General features: G+C 72.7%; 18 protein-coding genes. 10 read left to right on the forward strand and 8 right to left on the reverse strand.

Features of this window, described 5'->3' with window-relative positions:
- Positions 1 to 4 precede the first annotated feature (4 nt).
- Genes E0W78_RS15050 through E0W78_RS15075 form a run of 6 tightly spaced genes read left to right on the forward strand, consistent with a single transcriptional unit; the run spans position 5 to position 6628 of the window.
- Entirely contained in the window at positions 5 to 967 is a 963-nt protein-coding gene (locus E0W78_RS15050; RefSeq protein WP_131404753.1) for a WYL domain-containing protein, read from the forward strand.
- Positions 964 to 1950, forward strand: a complete 987-nt coding sequence (locus E0W78_RS15055) for a WYL domain-containing protein (protein ID WP_131404754.1) — start codon at positions 964 to 966, stop codon at positions 1948 to 1950. The genes E0W78_RS15050 and E0W78_RS15055 overlap by 4 nt, the downstream gene beginning before the upstream one ends.
- A gap of 1 nt (position 1951) precedes the next feature.
- Positions 1952 to 2176: a Sec-independent protein translocase subunit TatA gene (tatA, locus tag E0W78_RS15060; RefSeq protein ID WP_131404755.1), complete on the forward strand. Its 225-nt coding sequence runs from the start codon at positions 1952 to 1954 to the stop codon at positions 2174 to 2176.
- Positions 2177 to 2992 carry a twin-arginine translocase subunit TatC gene (tatC, locus tag E0W78_RS15065; protein ID WP_242686374.1) on the forward strand — a complete coding sequence of 272 codons (816 nt, stop codon included), beginning with the start codon at positions 2177 to 2179 and terminating at the stop codon, positions 2990 to 2992.
- Between the two features lie 10 nt (positions 2993 to 3002).
- Positions 3003 to 3875, forward strand: coding sequence for a diacylglycerol kinase family protein (locus tag E0W78_RS15070; protein ID WP_131404756.1), 873 nt, complete (start codon positions 3003 to 3005; stop codon positions 3873 to 3875).
- Between the two features lie 29 nt (positions 3876 to 3904).
- Positions 3905 to 6628, forward strand: a complete 2724-nt coding sequence (locus E0W78_RS15075; protein WP_131404757.1) for a DEAD/DEAH box helicase — start codon at positions 3905 to 3907, stop codon at positions 6626 to 6628.
- A 110-nt stretch (positions 6629 to 6738) separates the two neighbouring features.
- Here E0W78_RS15075 and E0W78_RS15080 read toward each other — a convergent pair whose 3' ends face one another.
- On the reverse strand, positions 6739 to 7671 hold the full coding sequence (locus E0W78_RS15080) for a 5'-3' exonuclease (protein WP_131404758.1): 933 nt from the start codon (positions 7669 to 7671) through the stop codon (positions 6739 to 6741).
- 41 nt (positions 7672 to 7712) lie between these two features.
- Here E0W78_RS15080 and E0W78_RS15085 point away from each other — a divergent pair, with 41 nt between their 5' ends.
- Entirely contained in the window at positions 7713 to 8804 is a 1092-nt protein-coding gene (locus E0W78_RS15085) for a Xaa-Pro peptidase family protein (RefSeq protein ID WP_131404759.1), read from the forward strand.
- A 293-nt stretch (positions 8805 to 9097) separates the two neighbouring features.
- Positions 9098 to 10576, forward strand: coding sequence for an apolipoprotein N-acyltransferase (gene lnt / locus E0W78_RS15090; protein WP_165570531.1), 1479 nt, complete (start codon positions 9098 to 9100; stop codon positions 10574 to 10576).
- Between the two features lie 86 nt (positions 10577 to 10662).
- On the opposite strand, the gene E0W78_RS15095 is transcribed toward lnt, so the two are convergent.
- From E0W78_RS15095 to E0W78_RS15105, 3 genes are all read right to left on the reverse strand, one after another.
- Positions 10663 to 11040, reverse strand: a complete 378-nt coding sequence (locus E0W78_RS15095) for an RNA polymerase-binding protein RbpA (RefSeq protein WP_131404761.1) — start codon at positions 11038 to 11040, stop codon at positions 10663 to 10665.
- 90 nt (positions 11041 to 11130) lie between these two features.
- Complete coding sequence (locus E0W78_RS15100; protein ID WP_131404762.1) at positions 11131 to 12507, reverse strand: MFS transporter; 1377 nt, start codon at positions 12505 to 12507, stop codon at positions 11131 to 11133.
- The gene (locus tag E0W78_RS15105; protein WP_131404763.1) at positions 12504 to 13295 is read right to left on the reverse strand and encodes a glycerophosphodiester phosphodiesterase; all 792 of its coding nucleotides are present in this window, start codon (positions 13293 to 13295) and stop codon (positions 12504 to 12506) included. The genes E0W78_RS15100 and E0W78_RS15105 overlap by 4 nt, the downstream gene beginning before the upstream one ends.
- Before the next feature lie 60 nt (positions 13296 to 13355).
- Between E0W78_RS15105 and E0W78_RS15110 the strand changes: the two genes are divergently transcribed.
- A complete protein-coding gene (locus E0W78_RS15110) occupies positions 13356 to 13976 on the forward strand; it encodes a hypothetical protein (RefSeq protein WP_131404764.1) in 621 nt (206 codons plus the stop codon).
- 4 nt (positions 13977 to 13980) lie between these two features.
- On the opposite strand, the gene E0W78_RS15115 is transcribed toward E0W78_RS15110, so the two are convergent.
- From E0W78_RS15115 to E0W78_RS15125, 3 genes are all read right to left on the reverse strand, one after another.
- A complete protein-coding gene (locus tag E0W78_RS15115; RefSeq protein WP_242686375.1) occupies positions 13981 to 15492 on the reverse strand; it encodes a UDP-N-acetylglucosamine 1-carboxyvinyltransferase in 1512 nt (503 codons plus the stop codon).
- A gap of 87 nt (positions 15493 to 15579) precedes the next feature.
- On the reverse strand, positions 15580 to 16221 hold the full coding sequence (locus tag E0W78_RS15120; RefSeq protein ID WP_131404766.1) for an MBL fold metallo-hydrolase: 642 nt from the start codon (positions 16219 to 16221) through the stop codon (positions 15580 to 15582).
- Between the two features lie 91 nt (positions 16222 to 16312).
- Positions 16313 to 17941, reverse strand: a complete 1629-nt coding sequence (locus E0W78_RS15125) for a M20/M25/M40 family metallo-hydrolase (RefSeq protein WP_207392782.1) — start codon at positions 17939 to 17941, stop codon at positions 16313 to 16315.
- A 219-nt stretch (positions 17942 to 18160) separates the two neighbouring features.
- On the opposite strand from E0W78_RS15125, the gene E0W78_RS15130 reads away from it, so the two are divergent.
- Positions 18161 to 18943 carry a siderophore-interacting protein gene (locus tag E0W78_RS15130; RefSeq protein ID WP_131404767.1) on the forward strand — a complete coding sequence of 261 codons (783 nt, stop codon included), beginning with the start codon at positions 18161 to 18163 and terminating at the stop codon, positions 18941 to 18943.
- Here the strand turns inward: E0W78_RS15130 and E0W78_RS15135 are convergent.
- Positions 18940 to 19269: a hypothetical protein gene (locus E0W78_RS15135; protein WP_131404768.1), complete on the reverse strand. Its 330-nt coding sequence runs from the start codon at positions 19267 to 19269 to the stop codon at positions 18940 to 18942. The genes E0W78_RS15130 and E0W78_RS15135 overlap by 4 nt on opposite strands.
- Positions 19270 to 19445: the final 176 nt, after the last annotated feature.

Consider the following 19445-nt stretch of genomic DNA (forward strand, 5'->3'; position numbering starts at 1 on the left):
GGGCATGGTGGCGCGCAAGACCGAGCGGTTGATGAACCTGGTCATCGCGCTCCTGGTCTCACGACAGTTCCTCACGAAGGACCGGATCCGTCAGGTGGTCGAGGGCTACCGCGACCAGTCCGACGAGGCCTTCGACCGGATGTTCGAGCGTGACAAGGACGAGCTGCGCGAGATCGGCATCGTCATCGAGACCGGCTCGCACGACAAGCTGTTCGACGACGAGGTCGGCTACCGCATCAGCCGCGGCGACTTCGAGCTCGGCGACATCGACCTCACGCCCGAGGAGGCGGCCGTCGTCGGCCTGGCCGGACGCGTGTGGGAGCACGCGGGCCTGGCCGGGGAGTCGGGCCAGGCGCTCGTGAAGCTCAAGGCCGCCGGCATCGAGGTCGACGACCGCGTGCTGTCGATGGTCGAGCCCCGGCTGTCGGCCAACGAGCCGTCCTTCGACGCTGTCTGGGACGCCGCCACCCGCCGGGTCCCGATCTCGTTCGAGTACCAGCGTCCCGGCCGTGAACCGTCCACGCGCCACGTGCAGCCGTGGGGCGTCCTGTCCTGGCATGGCCGCTGGTACCTGGCCGGCTTCGACGTCGACCGTGACGCGCCGCGGGTCTTCCGCCTGACGCGAGTGACGGGCGACGTCACCCGCACCGGCGCGCCCGGCTCCTACGACGTGCCGGCCGACCTCGACCTCAAGGCGCTCGCGCACGAGCTGTTCCCGGCCCCGGCCGTCGAGCCGGCCCGGCTGCGCGTGCGCCGCGGGCGGGGCAACTCGCTGCGCCGCACCGCGCAGAGCACCGTCCCGGTCGACGACGAGTGGGACGAGATCATGGTCGCCTACGCCTCGCCGTGGGAGCTGGCCTCCGAGGCCGCGTCCTTCGGCCCGGACGTCGTCGTGCTGGAGCCCGAGGACGTCCGCGCCCAGACCGTCGCGCGCCTGCGCGCCGCCGCCGAGGAGGCAACCAGATGACCGGCGGTTCGTCGCGTGACCAGCTCGCGCGGATGCTGACGCTCGTGCCGTACCTGCACGGACGCGACGGCATCCCGGTCAAGCAGGTCGCCCAGGACTTCGGCGTCAGCACCAAGCAGATCGTCAAGGACCTCAACGTGCTGTGGTTCTGCGGCCTGCCGCAGGCGATGCCCGGCGAGATGATCGACGTCGACATGGACGCGCTCGAGCTCGACGGCATCGTGCGCATCGACAACGCCGACTACCTCGACCGTCCGCTGCGCCTGGACCGTGGTGAGGCCGCCGCGCTCATCGTCGCCCTGCGCACGCTGCGCGCGTCCTCGACGCAGGCCCAGTCCGACGTCATCGACGGCGTGCTGGCCAAGCTGGAGGCGCTCGTCGGCGAGCTGGCGACGTCGCCGGCCCACGTGCACGTCGAGGAGGCCGACCCGGTCGTCCAGGACACGCTGACGCGCGCGCTGGCCGAGCACGAGGCCGTCCGCATCACCTACGCCACCCCGGCCCGTGACGAGGTCACCGAGCGCACCATCGAGCCGCTGCGTCTGTTCGCCGCGCAGGGCCGCCGCTTCGTCGAGGCCTGGTGCCGCCGGGTCGACGACCTGCGCACCTTCCGGCTGGACCGCATCGAGACGGCGGAGCCGACCGGTGACCACTACGAGCCGCGCGAGGTGGCGCCCGAGGCGATGTCCGAGGGCACCTTCCGGGTGGGGGAGCAGACGCCGTCCGCGGTGCTCGACCTGCGCCCGGACGCCCACTGGCTGACCGAGTACTACGACGTCGAGCACGTGGGCGAGCCCGAGCCCGACGTCGTCCGCATCCGCCTGCACGGCAGCACGATGGACTGGCTCCGCCGGCTCGTGCTGCGCAACGGCGGCGCGGTCACCGTCGTGGAGCCGCGCGAGCTCGCGGAGGCGGTCACCGCCACCGCCGCGCAAGCACTGGCGGCGTACGATGAACAGACGTCCCCCCACGAGGAGAACTGACATGCGAAACATCGGCCCGACGGAGATCCTGCTGATCCTGGCGGTGGTCGTGCTGCTGTTCGGCGCGAAGAAGCTCCCCGAGCTCGCGCGCGGCTCCGGTCGCGCCCTGCGCATCTTCAAGTCCGAGGTGCGTGGGCTGGAGGAGGACGACAAGCGTCACGACGCGGCGACCCAGCACGAGGCGATCGACCCGCTCGAGGTCGACAAGAAGACCGACCGCCCGTAGGTGGCGCTGTTCAAGCGCCGCCCGGTCTCCGCGCCGGGCGGCACCATGACGCTGGTCGAGCACCTCGCGGAGCTGCGGAACCGGCTGTTCCGGTCGGTGCTGGCCATCGCGATCGGCACCGTGGTCGGCTGGTTCCTGTACCCGCAGGTCCTGGACCTGCTGACCAAGCCCTACGAGACGGGCATCGCCCCGCTGCTGCGTGAGCAGGGACTCGACGCGACCCTCGCCATCACCGGCGTGGGCGGAGCCCTGCAGTTCCAGCTCAAGATCTCGGTCATCGTCGGGCTGGTCATCTCCAGCCCGGTCTGGTTCTGGCAGATCTGGGCCTTCGTGCTGCCGGCCATGCACAAGCACGAGAAGAAGTGGGCGGTGCTGCTCACCGGCACCGGCGTCCCGTTGTTCCTGGCCGGCGTCGGCGTCGGCTACCTCGTGCTGCCGAAGGGCATCGAGGTGCTGCTCGGCTTCGTGCCCGAGGGCTGGGAGTCGATCCTCACGGCGGCCGACTACCTCGACTTCGTCACCCGCATGCTGCTGGTGTTCGGCCTGGCCGCCGAGATCCCGCTCGTGGTCATCCTGCTCAACCGCATCGGCGCGGTCAGCCACAGCGCCCTCGTGCGTGCGCGGCCGTGGATCGTCATCGGCATCTTCGTGTTCGCCGCGGTGGCCACCCCGACGACCGATCCGGTCACGATGATCTTCCTGGCGGCCCCGATGACGGTGCTGTACTTCATCGCCGAGGTCATCACGCTGTTCACCGACCGCCGTCGCGCGCGTGAGTCGTCGCAGTGGTCCGACGACGAGGCCTCGCCGCTCTAGGGTGAGCGCCATGCGTCTCGCCGTCGTCGTCAACCCGCTCTCCGGCCGCCAGCAGGGCGACCGTGTCGCGGGGGAGGCCGCCGCCCTCCTGGGCCGGGCGGGACACACCGTCGTGGTGGTCCCCGGACAGACTGCCGCCGAGCGCCGCGCGGCGCTGAGCCTGGAGCTCGACTCCGGACTCGTCGACGGCGTCGTCGTGGTCGGCGGTGACGGTGCGCTGCACGGCGTGCTCGACGCCGTCGCCGGCACGGGCGTCCCGGTCGGCCTGGTGCCCGCCGGCACCGGCAACGACGTGGCCCGCACCCTCGACCTCCCGCTGCGCTCCGTGCACGCGGCCGTCGACGTCGTCCACGCCGGACGCACGCGGTCCATCGACCTCATGGACGTCGGCGGCATCCTCGTCGCGTCCGTCGTCGCGTCCGGCTTCGACTCCAAGGTCAACGAGCGGGCCAACGCGCTGCGGTGGCCGCACGGCCGGCTGCGCTACCTGCGGGCCGTGGCCCAGGAGCTGCGCGTGTTCGAGCCGCTGCCGTTTGAGCTCGACCTGGACGGCGAGCGGCTGAGCACCGAGGCGATGCTCGTGGCGGTCGGCAACGGCGAGTCGTTCGGTGGCGGGCTGCGCATCTGCGCCGGCGCCGTGCCCGACGACGGACTGCTCGACGTCGTGGTGATCAAGCCGGTCTCCAAGGCCGAGCTGCTCAAGGTCTTCCCGCAGCTGCCGTCGGGACGGCACGTCGACCATCCGGCCTTCGAGCGTCACCGGGTGCGTCGCGTCCGGGTCGCGTCGCCGGGCGTCGTCGCGTACGGCGACGGCGAGCGGCTCGGTCCGCTGCCGCTCACCGCGGACGTCCGGCCGGGCGCGCTGCAGGTCTTCGTTCCGTGACCTCACGGCGCGCTCACTAGGCTGGAGGCATGAGCACGACGAGAAGTCCCGCCGAGGCCTACGCCCAGGCGCGGCGGGACCGGAAGCACCCCCATCTCGCCGAGTTCCGCGGCGGCTACCCGTTCGGGCTCGACCCGTTCCAGGAGGAGGCCTGCCGCCACGTCGAGGACGGGTCGGGCGTGCTCGTCGCCGCCCCCACCGGTGCCGGCAAGACCGTCGTCGGCGAGTTCGCCGTGCACCTCGCGCTCGCCCGGGGCCAGAAGGCGTTCTACACGACACCGATCAAGGCGCTGTCGAACCAGAAGTTCCACGACCTGGTCGAGCGTCACGGCGCGGAGAACGTCGGCCTGCTGACCGGCGACAACTCGATCAACGGCGAGGCGCCGATCGTCGTCATGACGACCGAGGTGCTGCGCAACATGCTCTACGCGGGCAGCCGGACCCTCGTCGGTCTGGCCTTCGTCGTCATGGACGAGGTGCACTACCTGGCCGACCGGTTCCGCGGCGCGGTGTGGGAGGAGGTCATCATCAACCTCCCCGAGTCCGTCTCGGTCGTCGCGCTGTCGGCCACCGTGTCCAACGCCGAGGAGTTCGGCGACTGGCTCACCGAGGTGCGCGGCTCGAACGTCACCGTCATGGAGGAGCGCCGGCCGGTCCCGCTGCACCAGCACGTGCTCGTCGGACGCCGGATGTTCCCGCTGTTCGAGGACGACGGCACCACGGTCAACAAGGCGTTGGAGCGCGTGGCCCGCGAGGACTGGCAGCTCTCGCGCATCCCGCGTGACCGGCGCCCGGGCAAGGGCGGCAAGCGTCCGCACGCCAAGCGCTTCCACACGCCGAGCCGGCCCGACCTGGTGGCCAAGCTCGACTCCGAGGCCCTGCTCCCGGCCATCGTGTTCATCTTCAGCCGCGCGGGCTGCGACGCGGCGGTGCGCCAGTGCGCCGACGCGCGCCTGACGCTCACCACGCCCGAGGAGCGCGAGGAGATCCGTGGCTACGTCGACGCCGCGGTCTCCGAGCTGTCCGAGGACGACCTGCACGTCCTGGGCTACCACGACTTCGCCGAGTCGCTCGTGCGCGGCGTCGCGGCCCACCACGCCGGCGTGCTGCCGACGTTCAAGGAGTGCGTCGAGAAGCTGTTCAGCCGTGGCCTGGTGAAGGTCGTCTTCGCCACCGAGACGCTGGCCCTGGGCATCAACATGCCGGCCCGCTCGGTCGTGCTGGAGAAGCTGACCAAGTGGAACGGCGAGACCCACGCCGACGTGACGCCGGGGGAGTACACCCAGCTGACCGGGCGCGCGGGCCGCCGCGGCATCGACGTCGAGGGCCACGGGGTGGTGCTGTTCCAGCCCGGCCTCGACCCGCGGCAGGTGGCTGGCCTCGCCTCGACCCGCACGTATCCCCTCAAGTCGAGCTTCAAGCCGTCCTACAACATGGCGGTCAACCTGGTGCACCAGGTCGGACGCTCGTCGGCCCGGGAGCTGCTGGAGCAGTCGTTCGCCCAGTTCCAGGCCGACCGCTCGGTGGTCGGCCTGGCCCGCCAGATCCACCAGGCCGAGGAGGCACTGGAGGGCTACGCCGAGGCCGCCACCTGCCACCTGGGCGACTTCATGGAGTACCAGGGGCTCCGGCGCCAGATCAGCGACCTCGAGGCCCAGGGCGCCCGCCGCCGCAAGGCGCAGGCACGCGAGCAGGTCGTCGACTCCCTGCTCGCGCTCAAGGTCGGCGACGTCATCGACGTGCCGGGGGGCAAGTTCTCCGGCCTGGCCGTGGTGCTCGACGGGGCCAGCCCGGCCGACCGCGACGGTCCGCGCCCGCTCGTGCTGACCGAGTCGCGGCACGCCAAGCGGCTGGGCACGATCGACTTCCCGGTGCCGGCCGAGCCGCTGCTGCGCATGCGGGTGCCGCGCCAGTTCAACGCGCGCAACGCCCAGGCCCGGCGCGACCTGGCCAACACGCTGCGCCTGCAGGCCGACAATGCCGACTACCAGCGCACCCGCCAGCGTCCGCGGCCCGCACGCGACGGCCACGACGACCCGGAGATCGCCGAGCTGCGCCGCCGCATGAAGGACCACCCCTGCCACCAGTGCCCCGACCGGGAGTCGCACGCGCGGTGGGCGGAGCGGCACCTCAAGCTCGACCGCGACACGTCCAACCAGCGCCGCCGGATCGAGCAGCGCACCAACACCGTGGCCCGCGAGTTCGACCGCGTGTGCGAGGTGCTGGAGACGCTCGGCTACCTCGAGGGCGACACGGTCACCGACGAGGGCCAGCGGCTGCAGCGGCTCTACAGCGAGTCCGACCTGCTCATCAGCGAGTGCCTGCGCCAGGGGCTGTGGAACGGGCTGGGCCCGGCGGAGCTGGCGGCGGTGCTGAGCGGCCTGACGTTCAGCAGCCGGGCCAACGAGGACACGCCCGCCCCGCGGTTCCCGAGCGACGGGCTGCGCGAGGTCGCGGTCGACATGGACCGGCTGGCCGGCGAGCTGGCGATGGTCGAGCGCGAGCACCGGCTGCGCTTCCTGCGCCCGCCGGACTTCGGCTTCGCCCACACCGCGTACCGCTGGGCGTCCGGTGCCGAGCTCGACGAGGTGCTCTACGAGGCCGACGTGGCCCCGGGCGACTTCGTCCGCTCGGTCAAGCAGCTCATCGACCTGACCGCGCAGGTGGCGGACGCTGCCGGTTCCGGCGACCTGGGGAAGACCGCCCGCGAGGCCGTGTCGCTGCTGCGTCACGGCGTCGTCGACACCGCCTGATCCGGGGGACCTCACCACCGCCGAGGGGTCGCCCTCGCGCTGAGCGTGACGTTCTGCACGCCATCCGCGGCGTGTCGCGGACAGAACGTCACACTCAACGGGACGGTGAGTCAGTCGTCGGTGGGGTGGCCCAGGGCGGTGAGCACCCGCTGGGCGGAGCCGCCGAGGTTCCAGCGCTCGGCGAAGGTGGCGAAGCCGTCCAGGTCCGGCGGCGCCATGGCCGGCTGCGGCAGGTTCGGCAGGTCCGGCTTGACGGTGACGACCTCCACGGCCGCCGTGATGTAGGCCAGCGAGTCGCGCAGGCTCTGGCGCACGCGCGGCTTGAGCGTCGAGCCGTCGTCGTGCGCGGCCTGCGCGATGGCCAGGACGTCCGGGTAGGTGCCGAGCAGCGTCGCCGCCGTCTTCTCTCCGATGCCGGCCACGCCGGGCAGCCCGTCGGACGCGTCGCCGCGCATGACCGCGTAGTCGACGTACTGGGCGGCCTCGATGCCGTACTTGTCGCGCACCCACGCCTCGTCGACCACGTCGTGCTGGCGGACGCCGCGGGCCGTGTAGAGCACCCGGACGGGCTTGGCGTCGTCGACGAGCTGGAAGAGGTCGCGGTCGCCGGTGACCACGTCGACCGGGCCGTCCCACGACACCGCGTAGGTGCCCAGCACGTCGTCGGCCTCCGCGTCCGGCGCCCCCACGACGGGGATGCCCAGCAGCCCGAGCGCCTCGCGGATGAGCGGCACCTGCGGCGCCAGCCCCTCGGGCGACTCCTCGGCCTGCTCGGAGGCGGGCGCCTCGGGATCGGCGAGCCGGTGCGTCTTGTAGGTGGGCAGCAGGTCGACCCGCCACTGCGGCCGCCACGCGTCGTCCCAGCACGCCACGACGACGTCGGGGGAGTGCGCGTCGGCGAGCGTCGCGACGAAGTCGAGCAGCCCGCGCACGGCGTTGACGGGCGTGCCGTCCGGCGCCTTGAGCGAGTCCGGGACGCCGTAGAAGGCACGGAAGTACAGGCTCGCGGTGTCGAGGGCGAGGAGGCGGGGGCGCGACGGCATGGCCGTGAGTCTAGTGAGGAGGGCGGCCGTAGGGTGGCCGCGTGACTTCTCGACTCGACCGTGCCCAGGCCCTCGCGCAGCGCGAGGGCGTCGACGCCCTGTTGGTGACCCCCGGAGCCGACCTGCGCTACCTCACCGGGTACGCGGCCAAGCCGCTCGAGCGCCTGACCTGCCTGGTCGTGCGCGCGTCGGGCGACCCCGTGCTGGTCGTGCCGCGGCTGGAGAAGCAGGCCGCGCTGGACTCCGGCACGTCCGTCGAGCTCGCGACGTGGGACGAGTCCGACGACCCGTTCGCGCTGGTCGCCTCGATCGTGGGCGACGCTGCCGGCACGGTGGCGCTGGACGACCAGATGTGGGCCTCGCGGGTCTTCGCCCTCGGCGAGGCGCTGCCCACCACCGACCAGGTGCTGGCCGGCCCGCTGCTCACCGAGCTGCGCATGCGCAAGGACGCCGCCGAGGTCGCCGCGCTCCGCGCCGCCGGCGAGGCGATCGACCGGGTGCACGCCCGCATGGGCGAGTTCCTGCGCGTCGGGCGCACCGAGCGCGAGGTGGGCGCCGACATCGCCCGTGCGATCCTGGAGGAGGGCCACGAGACGGTCGACTTCGTCATCGTCGGCTCCGGCCCGAACGGCGCGTCCCCGCACCACGAGGTCTCCGACCGCGTCATCGGCGCCGGTGAGCCGGTCGTCGTCGACCTCGGCGGCACGACCCCCGAGGGCTACTGCTCGGACTCCACCCGCAACTACGTCGCCGGGGGAGAGCCGCCCGCCGACTACCTGGCCAAGTACGAGGTGCTGCTCGCCGCGCAGGCCGCGCAGCGCGAGCACGCACGCGCCGGGGTCAGCGCCGAGTCGGTCGACGCCGTCGGCCGTGACCTCATGACCGAGGCGGGCATCGGTGAGCTGTTCCTGCACCGCACGGGCCACGGCATCGGCCAGGAGACCCACGAGGAGCCGTACATCATCGCCGGCAACGACCTCGCCCTCGAGCCGGGCATGGCGTTCTCGATCGAGCCCGGCTTCTACGTCGAGGGCTCCTACGGGGCCCGCATCGAGGACATCGCGGTCATCGGCGAGGACGGCGCGCTCGAGGTGCTGAACGTGCGTCCGCGCGAGCTCGTCCGGCTTCCCTGACCCGAAGGTCCCGGGCTCGGCCGAATCGCTTGACAGGCCGGCCCGCGGACCGGAAGAGTCGTCCCGTCCACCAACCGCCGCTGGACCGTCCGCGCCCCTGGCACGACGCAGCCTCCCGGTCTCCCGCCAAGACCGGGGACTGCGTCCGACAGGTCCCGCCGGGCCCCATGCGGTGGACGACGTCAAGGGCCCCGGCTCCAGTAGACAACGGCACCGCGCGGGCCTCCAGCTCGTTCGATGTCGGTCCGAAGGGGCCGGGCTCTTGGCGTGGACGATCCCTGTACGGTAACCGCGTGCGAACGACCGTGGCCCTGGTGGCGAGTGCCGCCGCCGGCGTCGTGTCGGCCCTGGCCTTCGACCCGCTCGCCGTCCCGTACGCGATGGTCGTCGGCGTCGCCGGCCTCCTGGTCGTCGTCCACCACCTGCAGCCGCGCCGCGCGCGGGTCACCCTCGCCGCCGGCGCCCTCTACGGGCTGGCGTTCATGGCCGTCCTCATCTGGTGGATGCGTGCGGTCAGCGACGGTGCGTACGTCGCCCTCGTCCTCGCCCAGGTGCCGTTCCTCGCCCTCGCCGCCCTCGGGCTGCGCCGCGCCATGCGCCTGCGCTGGTGGGCGCTGTGGGCCACGGGCGTGTGGGTCGGCGTCGAGATGCTCCGCGGTCGGGTTCCGTTCAGCGGCTTCCCGTGGGGCCGGCTCGGCCACACCGCCATCGACACGCCGTTCGAGTCCAGCGTCCGCTACCTCGGCGTGCCGGGCACCAGCGCGCTGCTGTTCGCGGTGTCGGCCGGCCTCGCCTCGCTGGTCATCGCGTTCAGCGTCCGCCGGGCCGTCGGCGTCGTGGCCGGGATCGCGGCGGCGACCGTCGTGTGCGCCGTGCTGCCGACCGGCGTCGCCGGCCCCAGCGGGACACGCCAGTTCTCGCTCGTGCAAGGCGACGTGCCCGGCGTCTTCCTGACCTGGCCACGCGGCGAGATCTTCGGCCTCCACGTCGCCGAGACGCGCCGGCTGGCCGACGACGTGCGCGCCGGCCGGGTGCCGCAGCCGGACGTTGTCCTGTGGCCGGAGAACGCCACCGACATCGACCCGCTCCAGGACGCGAACGCCGCCGCGGTGCTCGACGACCTCGTCGCCGACCTGGGCGCCCCGCTGCTCGTCGGCGGCATCCTCGACGGCCCCACCGACACCACCGCGCTCAACGCCGGCCTGGTGTGGACGGCGGACGGGCCGGGGGAGAAGTACGTGAAGCGCCGCCCGGTGCCGTACGGCGAGTACGTGCCGTTCCGCCAGCAGCTGGGCTCGATCGTGCCGCGCATCGACCGCGACATCCCGCGCGACTTCGTCGCCGGCGAGGACCCGGGAGCGCTGACCATCGGCGGCACCGAGGTCGGCGACACCATCTGCTGGGACATCGCCTACGACGACGTCGTCCGCGACGACGTCGAGGGCGGCGCCGAGGTGATGGTCGTGCAGACGTCCAACGCCGCCTTCACCGGCACCGCGCAGCCGGACCAGCAGTTCAAGATCTCCCGGCTCCGGGCCATCGAGACCGGACGCTGGGTGCTGGTGCCCTCGACGAACGGCGTCAGCGGCATCGTGGACGCCCACGGCGACGTGGTGGACGTCGCGCCGCGCCAGCAGCCCGCCACGCTCAGCGCGTCGGTGCCGCTCGCGACCGAGCAGACGGCGGGCGTCCGCTGGGGTCGCGAGATCGGCTGGCTCCTCGTGGCGCTCGGCGTGGTCGGGTTCGTCGGCCGCGCCCCGCGCCGCCGCTAGGCCCGGGACGCACGAAGGCCCCGGCCGGTGGCCGGGGCCTCGCGCACGGTCGACGTCGCCGGGGGAGAGCGGACGCCGCCGCGTTCCTAGGCGGGCTTCTTCTTGGTGCCGCGGTGCAGGTGCGGCGGGCCGATCTCACCGGCGCGGAGCATCTCCAGCCGCTCGGTCAGGATCTCCTCGAGCTCGTCGACGGAGCGACGCTCGAGCAGCATGTCCCAGTGCGTGCGTGCGGCCTTCTCGTCCTTGGCCTCGGGCTCGCCGGCGTCCTTGCGACGGGCCATGACCCCGGTCTTGGGGTCCTCCCACTCGTCGGGCACCTCGGCCTCGACGGACATGGTGACGGTGAACGTGCCGCCGTCGGGCAGCACGTACTCGATCTGCTGTCGGGGCGCCATCTCGACACCGCGCTCGTCCTCGAAGCTCTGGGTTCCGAGACGCGCTCCCCGTAGTGCGCGCTCTGCCATGCGTGCTCAACTCCTTCGTCCGTTACGTCAGTGTGAACGTCCGAGGGCCTCGTGAGATTCCCCGAAGGGGGTGAAGGTGTCCCCGAGATTTCACAGTACGGCAGGCTCGGCGTTGCCCGCCTCCCGAACTCCGCGACGCGGATCGACCTTGAGCAGCAGGGCGCCGCCGACGACGAAGAACACGATGAGCGCCAGGATCGCCGGCCGGTACGAGCCGGTCATCTGGTGGACGACGGCGAACACGAGGGTGCCGAACCAGCTCGTCCCGCGCTCGCAGGCCTGGTAGAGGCTGAAGTACTCCGCCTCGCGGCCGGGCGGGATGAGCTGGCTGAAGAACGAGCGCGAGAGCGCCTGCGTGCCGCCCATGACCAGGCCGATGCCGGCGGCCATGACCAGGAACGGGACGATCTGGCCCGCGGGCAGCACGTAGCCCGCGCAGACGATGAGGATCCACACCGCCAGGCCGCCCAGGATCGTCCGCCGGGCGCCGATGCGGGCGGCGACCCGGCCGAACAGCAGCGCGCCGCCGAAGGCGACGAACTGCACGAGCAGGATCGTGGCCATGAGGACGTTGGTGTCGAAGCCCAGCTCCTTCTCCCCGTACACCGAGGAGGCCGAGATGACGGTCTGGATGCCGTCGTTGAAGAACAGGTACGCGGCCAGGAAGAGCATGGTCTGCGGGTACGCACGCAGGCCGCGCAGCGTCGTCCAGAGCTGCACGAAGCTGCCGCGGACGGTCGCCGTGCCGGCCTCGGGGTCGACCACGGCCCGCGGCGGGTGGTCCTTGAGGCCGCGGAACGGGATGATCGTGAACCCGGCCCACCAGATCGCGGCGCTCAGCATCGAGACCCGGACGGCCTCCTGCGTCGTCATGCCGAGCGCGTCGTGCATGGTGACGACGGCCAGGTTCACCGCGAGCAGGATGGCGCCGCCCAGGTAGCCCAGCGCCCAGCCGCGCGAGGAGATGCGGTCGCGGTCGTCGGGCGGCGCGATGTCGACCAGGATCGCGTCGTAGACCACGATCGAGGACGCGAAGCACAGGTTGGCCCCGATGAGCAGGAGGGCGCCGAGCTCCCAGCTCGACCCGGTGACCAGGAACATGGCCGCGGCGAAGACGCTGCCGGTCCAGCCGATGCCGGCGAGCAGCTTGCGCTTGGACTCGGTGCGGTCGGCCAGCACGCCCACGACCGGCAGCAGGAGCGCCGACAGCAGCGTCGTGAAGGTGATGACGTAGAAGACCAGCGAGCCGGCCGAGAGGCTCAGGAAGCCGAGCACGTCGACGTCCTCGCGGCAGGGCCGGTCGGACGTGCCGGCGTACCCGCAGGCGGCCTGCTCGGCGACGCTGGTGAGGTACGGCGAGAACAGCACCGTGGCCGTCGTCGTCCAGTAGCCGCTGTTGGCCCAGTCGTAGAAGAACCAGGCCCGCTGCTCGCGGGTGATCGTCGGCTTGGGGGAGAGGGTGGTCATGCGGCGTCCTTCCACTGGCCCCGCTCGAGCAGGACGTCCTTGAGCAGGTCGGGCCGGTCGGTCACGAGGCCGTCCACGCCGAGGTCGAGCAGCGCGCGCATCTCGGCCGGGTCGTCGATCGTCCAGACGTGCACGACGCAGCCGGCGGCGTGCGCCCGCTCCACGAACCGGCGGGTCACGACGGTGAGCGGCCCGCGGGTGCGGGGCACCTGCAGGCAGCGGGCGCCCCGCCGGACGGGCCGCTCGCGCCACCGGCGTATCGGGGCCAGCACGAACGTCGCGACCTCGGTGCTGGCGAACGACGTGAGCGCCTGCGGCCGGGCGGCGCGCACCCGCTGGATGCGCTCGGTCGAGAACGACCCGAGGCACACCCGGTCGTAGGCGTCGTGCCGGTCGAGCAGGGCGAGGGCCGGGTCGACGACGTCGTCGGACTTGAGGTCGATGTTGAAGCGGGCGTCGGGCAGGGCCGTGAGGGCGTCCTCGAGCCGGACGAACGGCTCGGCGTCGCCGACGCGCAGCTCACGCAACTCGGCCTCCAGCATGCTCGCGATCGGGCGCTCGGCGCCGGCCAGCCGCAGCAGGTCGGCGTCGTGGCACAGGTACACCACGCCGTCCTGCGTGGCCCGGACGTCGGTCTCCAGGTAGCGGTAGCCGAGGTCGACGGCGCGCCGGAGCGCGGCGAGGGTGTTCTCCAGCCCCTCGTTGCCGGCCATCGCGGCCCCGCCACGGTGGGCGAAGGCGATCGGCCCGTCGACGTCGAGGTAGGGGTGGACGCGGGGGAGTGTCACGCAGGTCACGCTAGGGCACGGCCCGGGCCGCCTGGCCCGCGCCACGCCTAGGCTCGCGCCATGGCACTCATCCACGACGCGACGCTGAGTCCGGGCAAGCTCGAGCTGCTGGCCGGGTGGCTCCCGGGCCGCCCCTGGTGGCGGGGCGACGCGTCGGCGCTGACCAAGGTGGCCACGTTCCGGTTCGACGACCCGGACGGCGAGGTGGGCATGGAGACATTCCTGCTGCGCGGCGGCGACGGACCGCTCGTCCAGGTGCCGCTGACCTACCGCGCGGCGCCGCTCGAGGGCGCGGAGGCGGCGCTGGTCGGCACGATGGAGCACTCCGTGCTCGGCCCCCGCTGGGTGTACGACGCCTGCGCCGACCCCGTCCACATGCGCGTCCTGGCCACCACGATCGCCGGGGCGGGACGCGAGGCCGACCAGGAGCTGGCGACGTCGGACGGCACCCGTCCGCTGCCCGGCTCCGCCTCCGTGCGAGGCGACGGCGCGCCAGGGCTCGAGGTGCCCGGCGTCGTCCGGCCCGAGCCCGAGGACTCCGACGACGCCACGACCGTGCGCCTCGGCGACCACGTCCTGCGGGTGCAGCGCCGCCCCGGGACGTCCGTGGACGTCACCGGGGCGGCGCTGCGGCTGCGGCAGGACGAGGGCGACGGGCTGGTGCTCGCCACCCTGACCTAGCCGCTCAGATGTCGCGGAAGGTCTCGATGCTGGCGCCGAGCGCGTTGAGCCGCTCGGCCAGGTCCTCGTAGCCGCGGTTGATCACGTAGACGCTGCGCAGCACCGACGTGCCCTTGGCCGCGAGCATCGCGATGAGGATGACGACCGCCGGACGGAGCGCGGGCGGGCACACCAGCTCGGCGCCGCTCCAGTGCGTCGGGCCCTCGATGAGGACGCGGTGCGGGTCGAGCAGCTTCACCTGGGCACCGAGCTTGTTGAGCTCGGTCAGGTAGATCGCCCGGTTCTCGTAGACCCAGTCGTGCAGCAGGGTCTGGCCCTCGGCCGTCGCCGCGATGACCGCGAAGAACGGCAGGTTGTCGATGTTCAGGCCCGGGAACGGCATCGGGTGGATCTTGTCGATCGGCGCCTTGAGCGTGGACGGGTAGGTCGTGATGTCGACCAGGCGCGTGCGCTCGTTCTCGGCCGCGTACTCGGGGGAGCGGTCGTACTGGAAGCCCATCTCCTCCAGCAGCGCGAGCTCGATCTCCATGAACTCGATCGGGACGCGGCGCACGGTGATGCTCGACTTCGTGACGATCGCGGCCGCGATGAGGCTCATGGCCTCGATCGGGTCCTCGCTCGGCGCGTAGTCGACGTCGACGTTGATGCGCGGCTTGCCGGTGACCCGCAGCGTCGTGGTGCCGATGCCCTCGATTTGGACGCCCAGCTTGGTCAGGAAGAAGCACAGGTCCTGGACCATGTAGTTGGGGCTCGCGTTGCGGATGACGGTGACGCCGTCGTAGCGGGCCGCGGCCAGCAGCGCGTTCTCGGTGACGGTGTCGCCGCGCTCGGTGAGCACGATCGGACGCTCCGGGCCGACGCCCTGGGCGGTGGAGGCGTGGTAGCTGCCCTCGGTGGCGACGACCTTGAGGCCGAACGGACGCAGCGCGGTCATGTGCGGCTCGACCGTGCGGGTGCCGAGGTCGCAGCCACCGGCGTACGGCAGCTCGAAGTCGTCGTAGCGCTGCATGAGCGGGCCGAGGAACATGATGATGCTGCGCGTGCGGCGGGCGGCGTGCTCGTCCATCGCGGCCAGGTCGAGGCGCTCGGGCGCGACGAGCTCGAGGTCGTTCTCGTCGTTCATCCAGCGGGTCTTCACGCCGATGGACTCAAGCACCTCGAGCAGGCGGTTGACCTCCTCGATGCGGGCGACCTTGCGCAGCACCGTGCGGCCCTCGTTGAGCAGGGCGGCGCACAGCAGCGCGACGCCCGCGTTCTTGCTGGACTTCACGTCGATGGCGCCCGACAGGGTCGTGCCGCCGGCCACCCGCAGGTGGCTGGGGCCGGACGTGCCGACGCTGACGAGCTCGGAGTCGAGGGCGGCGCCGATGCGGGCGAGCATGTCCAGGGTCAGGTTCTGCTGACCCTTCTCGATGCGGTTGATCGCGCTCTGGCTGGTCTTCAGCTCGGTCGCGAGCTGCGCCTGGGTGAGGCCGCTGTGCTGACGGGCGTCGCGGATGAGCGACCCGATCCTCATGAGATAATCGTTGTCCCCGGTGTGATCCATGACCACCACGGTATCTCAGTCATGAGATAAGTCCAGGCTCAGCCGATGACGCGCGTGTCACACCTGCGTGGACTCGTCCGGCGCGAGCCGGCGGGCGTCGGCCACCCCGCCCAGGGTAGCGGTGTGGTTCCAGTAGATGTCGTACGCCGGCGGCGCGATCGTCGCGTCGTGCACGGGCAGGTAGGTCCGCGGGGCGACGCGCTGCAGGAAGTCGATCGTCTCCGACACCTTCGTCCACGGCGCGCTGAGCGGGAGGGCCAGCACGTCCACGTCCTCGGGCGCGACGGCGTAGGAGTCGCCCGGGTGGAACAGGGTCGGCTCGCCGGGCGCGGACACCAGCACGCCGACGTTGCCGACGCGGGGGAGCTGCGCGGCGATGACGGCGTGCAGCTCGCCGACGCCGGTCAGCGTCGCCCCGCGCACGGTCACCGAGCGGCCGTGCGCGGTGGGTGTCCAGGCGTCGCCCAGCTTCTCCTGCACCTGCGGCTCGGCCAGCAGGACCGCGTCGGGGTTGAGCGCGAGCAGCCCGGGCAGGCGGTCGTCGTCGACGTGGTCGGGGTGCTGATGGGTGACCACGACGGCGTCCAGGCCCTCGAGGGCGAAGGCCGCGTCGGGACTGAAGACACCGGGATCGACCAGCACGTGGGCCCCGCCGGTCTCGACGAGCAGGCAGGCGTGACCGTGACGGGTGAGACGCATGCGGCCATCATGCCCCCGCGGCCGGGACCGGGCACCCGCACGCGAGCGTCCGGCCCCGGGACGGACGCGGGACCGGACGCTCGTCGGTGCGTCAGCGACGCGGGCCGTGCTCGGCCGACCGCCACGTGCGGTCGCGGTGCTGCTTCTTGCCGTGGTGGCCGCGCGGGCGGTCGTCCCGGCTGAAGCCGTCCCGCGACGTCAGCAGCGTCCCGGTGGCGAACGCCGCGGCGTCCCCGAGCTCGGACAGCGCCCGGTTGCTCAGGTTCGACAGGTCGTCGCACGCCGAGTGGTAGCAGGCGTCGTACGCCTCGCCCGCCGTGCCGCCGTAGACCGCCGCCTGCTCGGGCGTCTTGACGCCCTCGGCGCCGCTGAACAGCCCGCCCGCCGGGATGCCGGCCGCGATGAACGGGCCGTAGTCGGACCGTCCGTCGAAGTCGGTGGGCTCCGAGGCCAGGCCGCGCCGGTCGAAGTAGTCGGTGAAGACCTCCTCGATCTGGGCCGAGCCCTCCGGTCCGGCCTCGCCGCCCTCCGACCCGTCGCCGTCGTAGACGAAGCGGACGTAGTTCGGCGAGCCGAGCATGTCGAAGTTGAGGTTGGCGTGGATCGAGGCCAGCTCGTCCGGGCTCAGCGACGCGACGTAGTGCTCCGAACCGAGCAAGCCGGCCTCCTCGGCGCCCCAGAACGCGAACCGGACGGGACGACGCAGGTCACGGAAGCCCTGGTCGGAGAGCTCCTCGGCGATCTCGAGGATCGTGGCCGAGCCCGACCCGTTGTCGTTGATGCCCGGGCCCTCGGTGACGCTGTCGAGGTGGGCGCCCACGACGACGACCTCGTCCTCGGCGAACCGCTGGCTGCGGTCGTGCCCCTTGCCCTTCGAGCCCTTCGAGCCCTTCGAGCCGTGCGAGCCGTGGTGACCCTGGCCGTGGTGGCGGGCCGGCAGGTCGGCGATGACGTTCTCGGTCTCGCGCTGCAGGTCGGTCTCGGTCTGGGTCGTCACGCGCACCTGGGCGCCGGCGGTCTGCGCCAGGGCGGATCCGTCGGCGAACGACAGCCCGACGACGGGCACCGTCACCGGGGCACCGAGCGTGCCGGTCGTGAGGTCGGTGCGGCCGGGATTGCCCTCGTTGAAGATGATCACCGCGTCGTAGCCGGCGGCGACCGCGTTCGCGACCTTCACCGCGAAGTCGCACGAGCCGCGCTGGACGAGCGCGACCGTGGGAGCGGCGGGGGCCGGCGTGAAGTCGGCGGCCTCGCAGCCGGACGTGCTGCTCGGCTCGGGCGTGGGCGGGAGCGTCAGGTCGACCGGCACGACGGCTCCGGTCACGTCCCCGCTGCCGGAGTAGGTGAACGACCCGGTCTCGTAGTCGACCGAGCCGGGCGCGGTCTGGGCGAGCGTCGGCGGAGCCACGTCGCGCCAGAACGGGAAGGTGAACGTCTGGCGCGTGACCTCGTAGCCGGCGCGCTCGAGGCGGGTGGCCACGTAGTCGGCGGATGCGTCGTAGCCGGGCAGGCCGGAGGCGCGGTTGCCGTCGTTGCGGTCGGCGATGCGCTGGAAGGCGCGGGCGTGCTTGAGCACCCCGTCGACGGTGACCGCGCGGGCGAGCCTGGTGCCCAGCTCGCGGTCCTGATGGCTCTTGCCGCCGTGGGCGAGAGCAGGCGTGCCGGCCGACAGCGCGGCCATGACTGCCACGGTCGTGGCTACGGCGATGGTTCGTCGCATGTGGATCCCCCCTGGATCTGGACTGTCTCGGCAACGTAAGCCCGGTCACACCGAAACGTCACGGAACGGGTGCAGCGCGCAACGGGAACCCGCCGAACCCGCAACGGTCCGCAACGTCCGAGCGGCGCCGCCTCCCCGTCGCAGCCCGGGCGCGAGGGCCGGTCCGGAGGCCAGCGGCTAGCCTGCTGGTCGCACCCGACGACGTCCTGGAGGAAGCCCGTGACCACGCCCGACGGCCCCCGCGCCGAGCACCTGGACCGTGAGCCGTCGGTGCACGGGCTGCGGCTGCTGCGGCGCGAGCAGGTGACCCCGCGGATGGTCCGGCTCGTGCTGGGCGGCGACGAGGTCGCCGCGCTGGAGCCCCGGACGCCGGACGAGCACGTGAAGATCATCTTCCCCGACGAGGACGGCTCGGTCCGGCTGCCGACGGTGGGGGAGAAGGGGCTGGAGTGGCCCCGCCCGTTCCCCGAGACCCGCGAGTACACGATCCGCCGGCTCGACCACGCGGCCGGCGAGGTCTGGATCGACTTCGTCGTGCACGAGGGCGGGCTGGCCTCGGACTGGGCGCAGCGCGTCGTGCCGGGCACCGACGTGTGGATCACCGGTCCGCGACCGACCTACCTGCTGCCGGACGCGTTCGGCCACCACGTCCTGCTCGCCGACCACACCGCGCTGCCCGCCGTGGCGCGCTGGCTCGAGGAGCTCGGACCGTCGACGACCGCCCAGGTCGCCGTCGCGGTGCCCGGCGCGGCGGACGAGCAGCCGCTGGCGGTGCGGGACGGGGTGCAGCTGACCTGGTTCCACGAGGACGAGCCCGGCTACGACCTCGGCACGCTCGGGCGCCACCTGGAGTCGCTGACGCTGCCCGAGGGCGTTCCCACGTACCTGTGGGCCGCGGGGGAGGCGAGCGTGCTCAAGCCGGTGCGTGTGTGGGCGCGCCAGCACGGGTTCGCGCGGGGGACGTGCGACATCGCCGGCTACTGGCGCCGGCCGCGCGGCTAGGCCTCGTTGCCGGCCGCCGGCACGCCGGCGTCGACCAGGGGGAGCAGGCCGAGCCGGTCGAGGTCGGCGTCGGTGAGGCCGTGGCGCGACCGCAGGATGGCCTCGGCGCGTCCGGCGGCGGTGCTCAGCAGCCCGACGGCGGTCGGGGCCCACGGCGCGGACGGGTGGGCGGCCTGCAGCTCGTCGACCTCGTGACGGGCCGAGACCAGGTCGCGGGCGACGTGGACGGCGTCGGGGTCGCCGGGCTCGAGCTGGAGCAGGTTGTCGACGAGCATGGAGGACCAGCGGACCGTGTTGCGCGCGCGGCGCTCGTCCACCTCGTCCATGTCGCTCGTCCGTTCCCCTCTGGACACCGCCCGGTCGCGGTGTCGACACGTCGACCCTACCGGCCCCGTCCGACGTCGGCGCCGTGTCCGGACCTCCTGGGACGATCGGACGGTCGCGCGCGAACCTGAGCCGCGGTCCCGTCGGACTCGCCCCGGCTGTCACCCGGGCCTGCGAG

This window comes from Aeromicrobium sp. IC_218, assembly GCF_004336805.1.
Taxonomy (GTDB): Bacteria; Actinomycetota; Actinomycetes; order Propionibacteriales; family Nocardioidaceae; genus Aeromicrobium.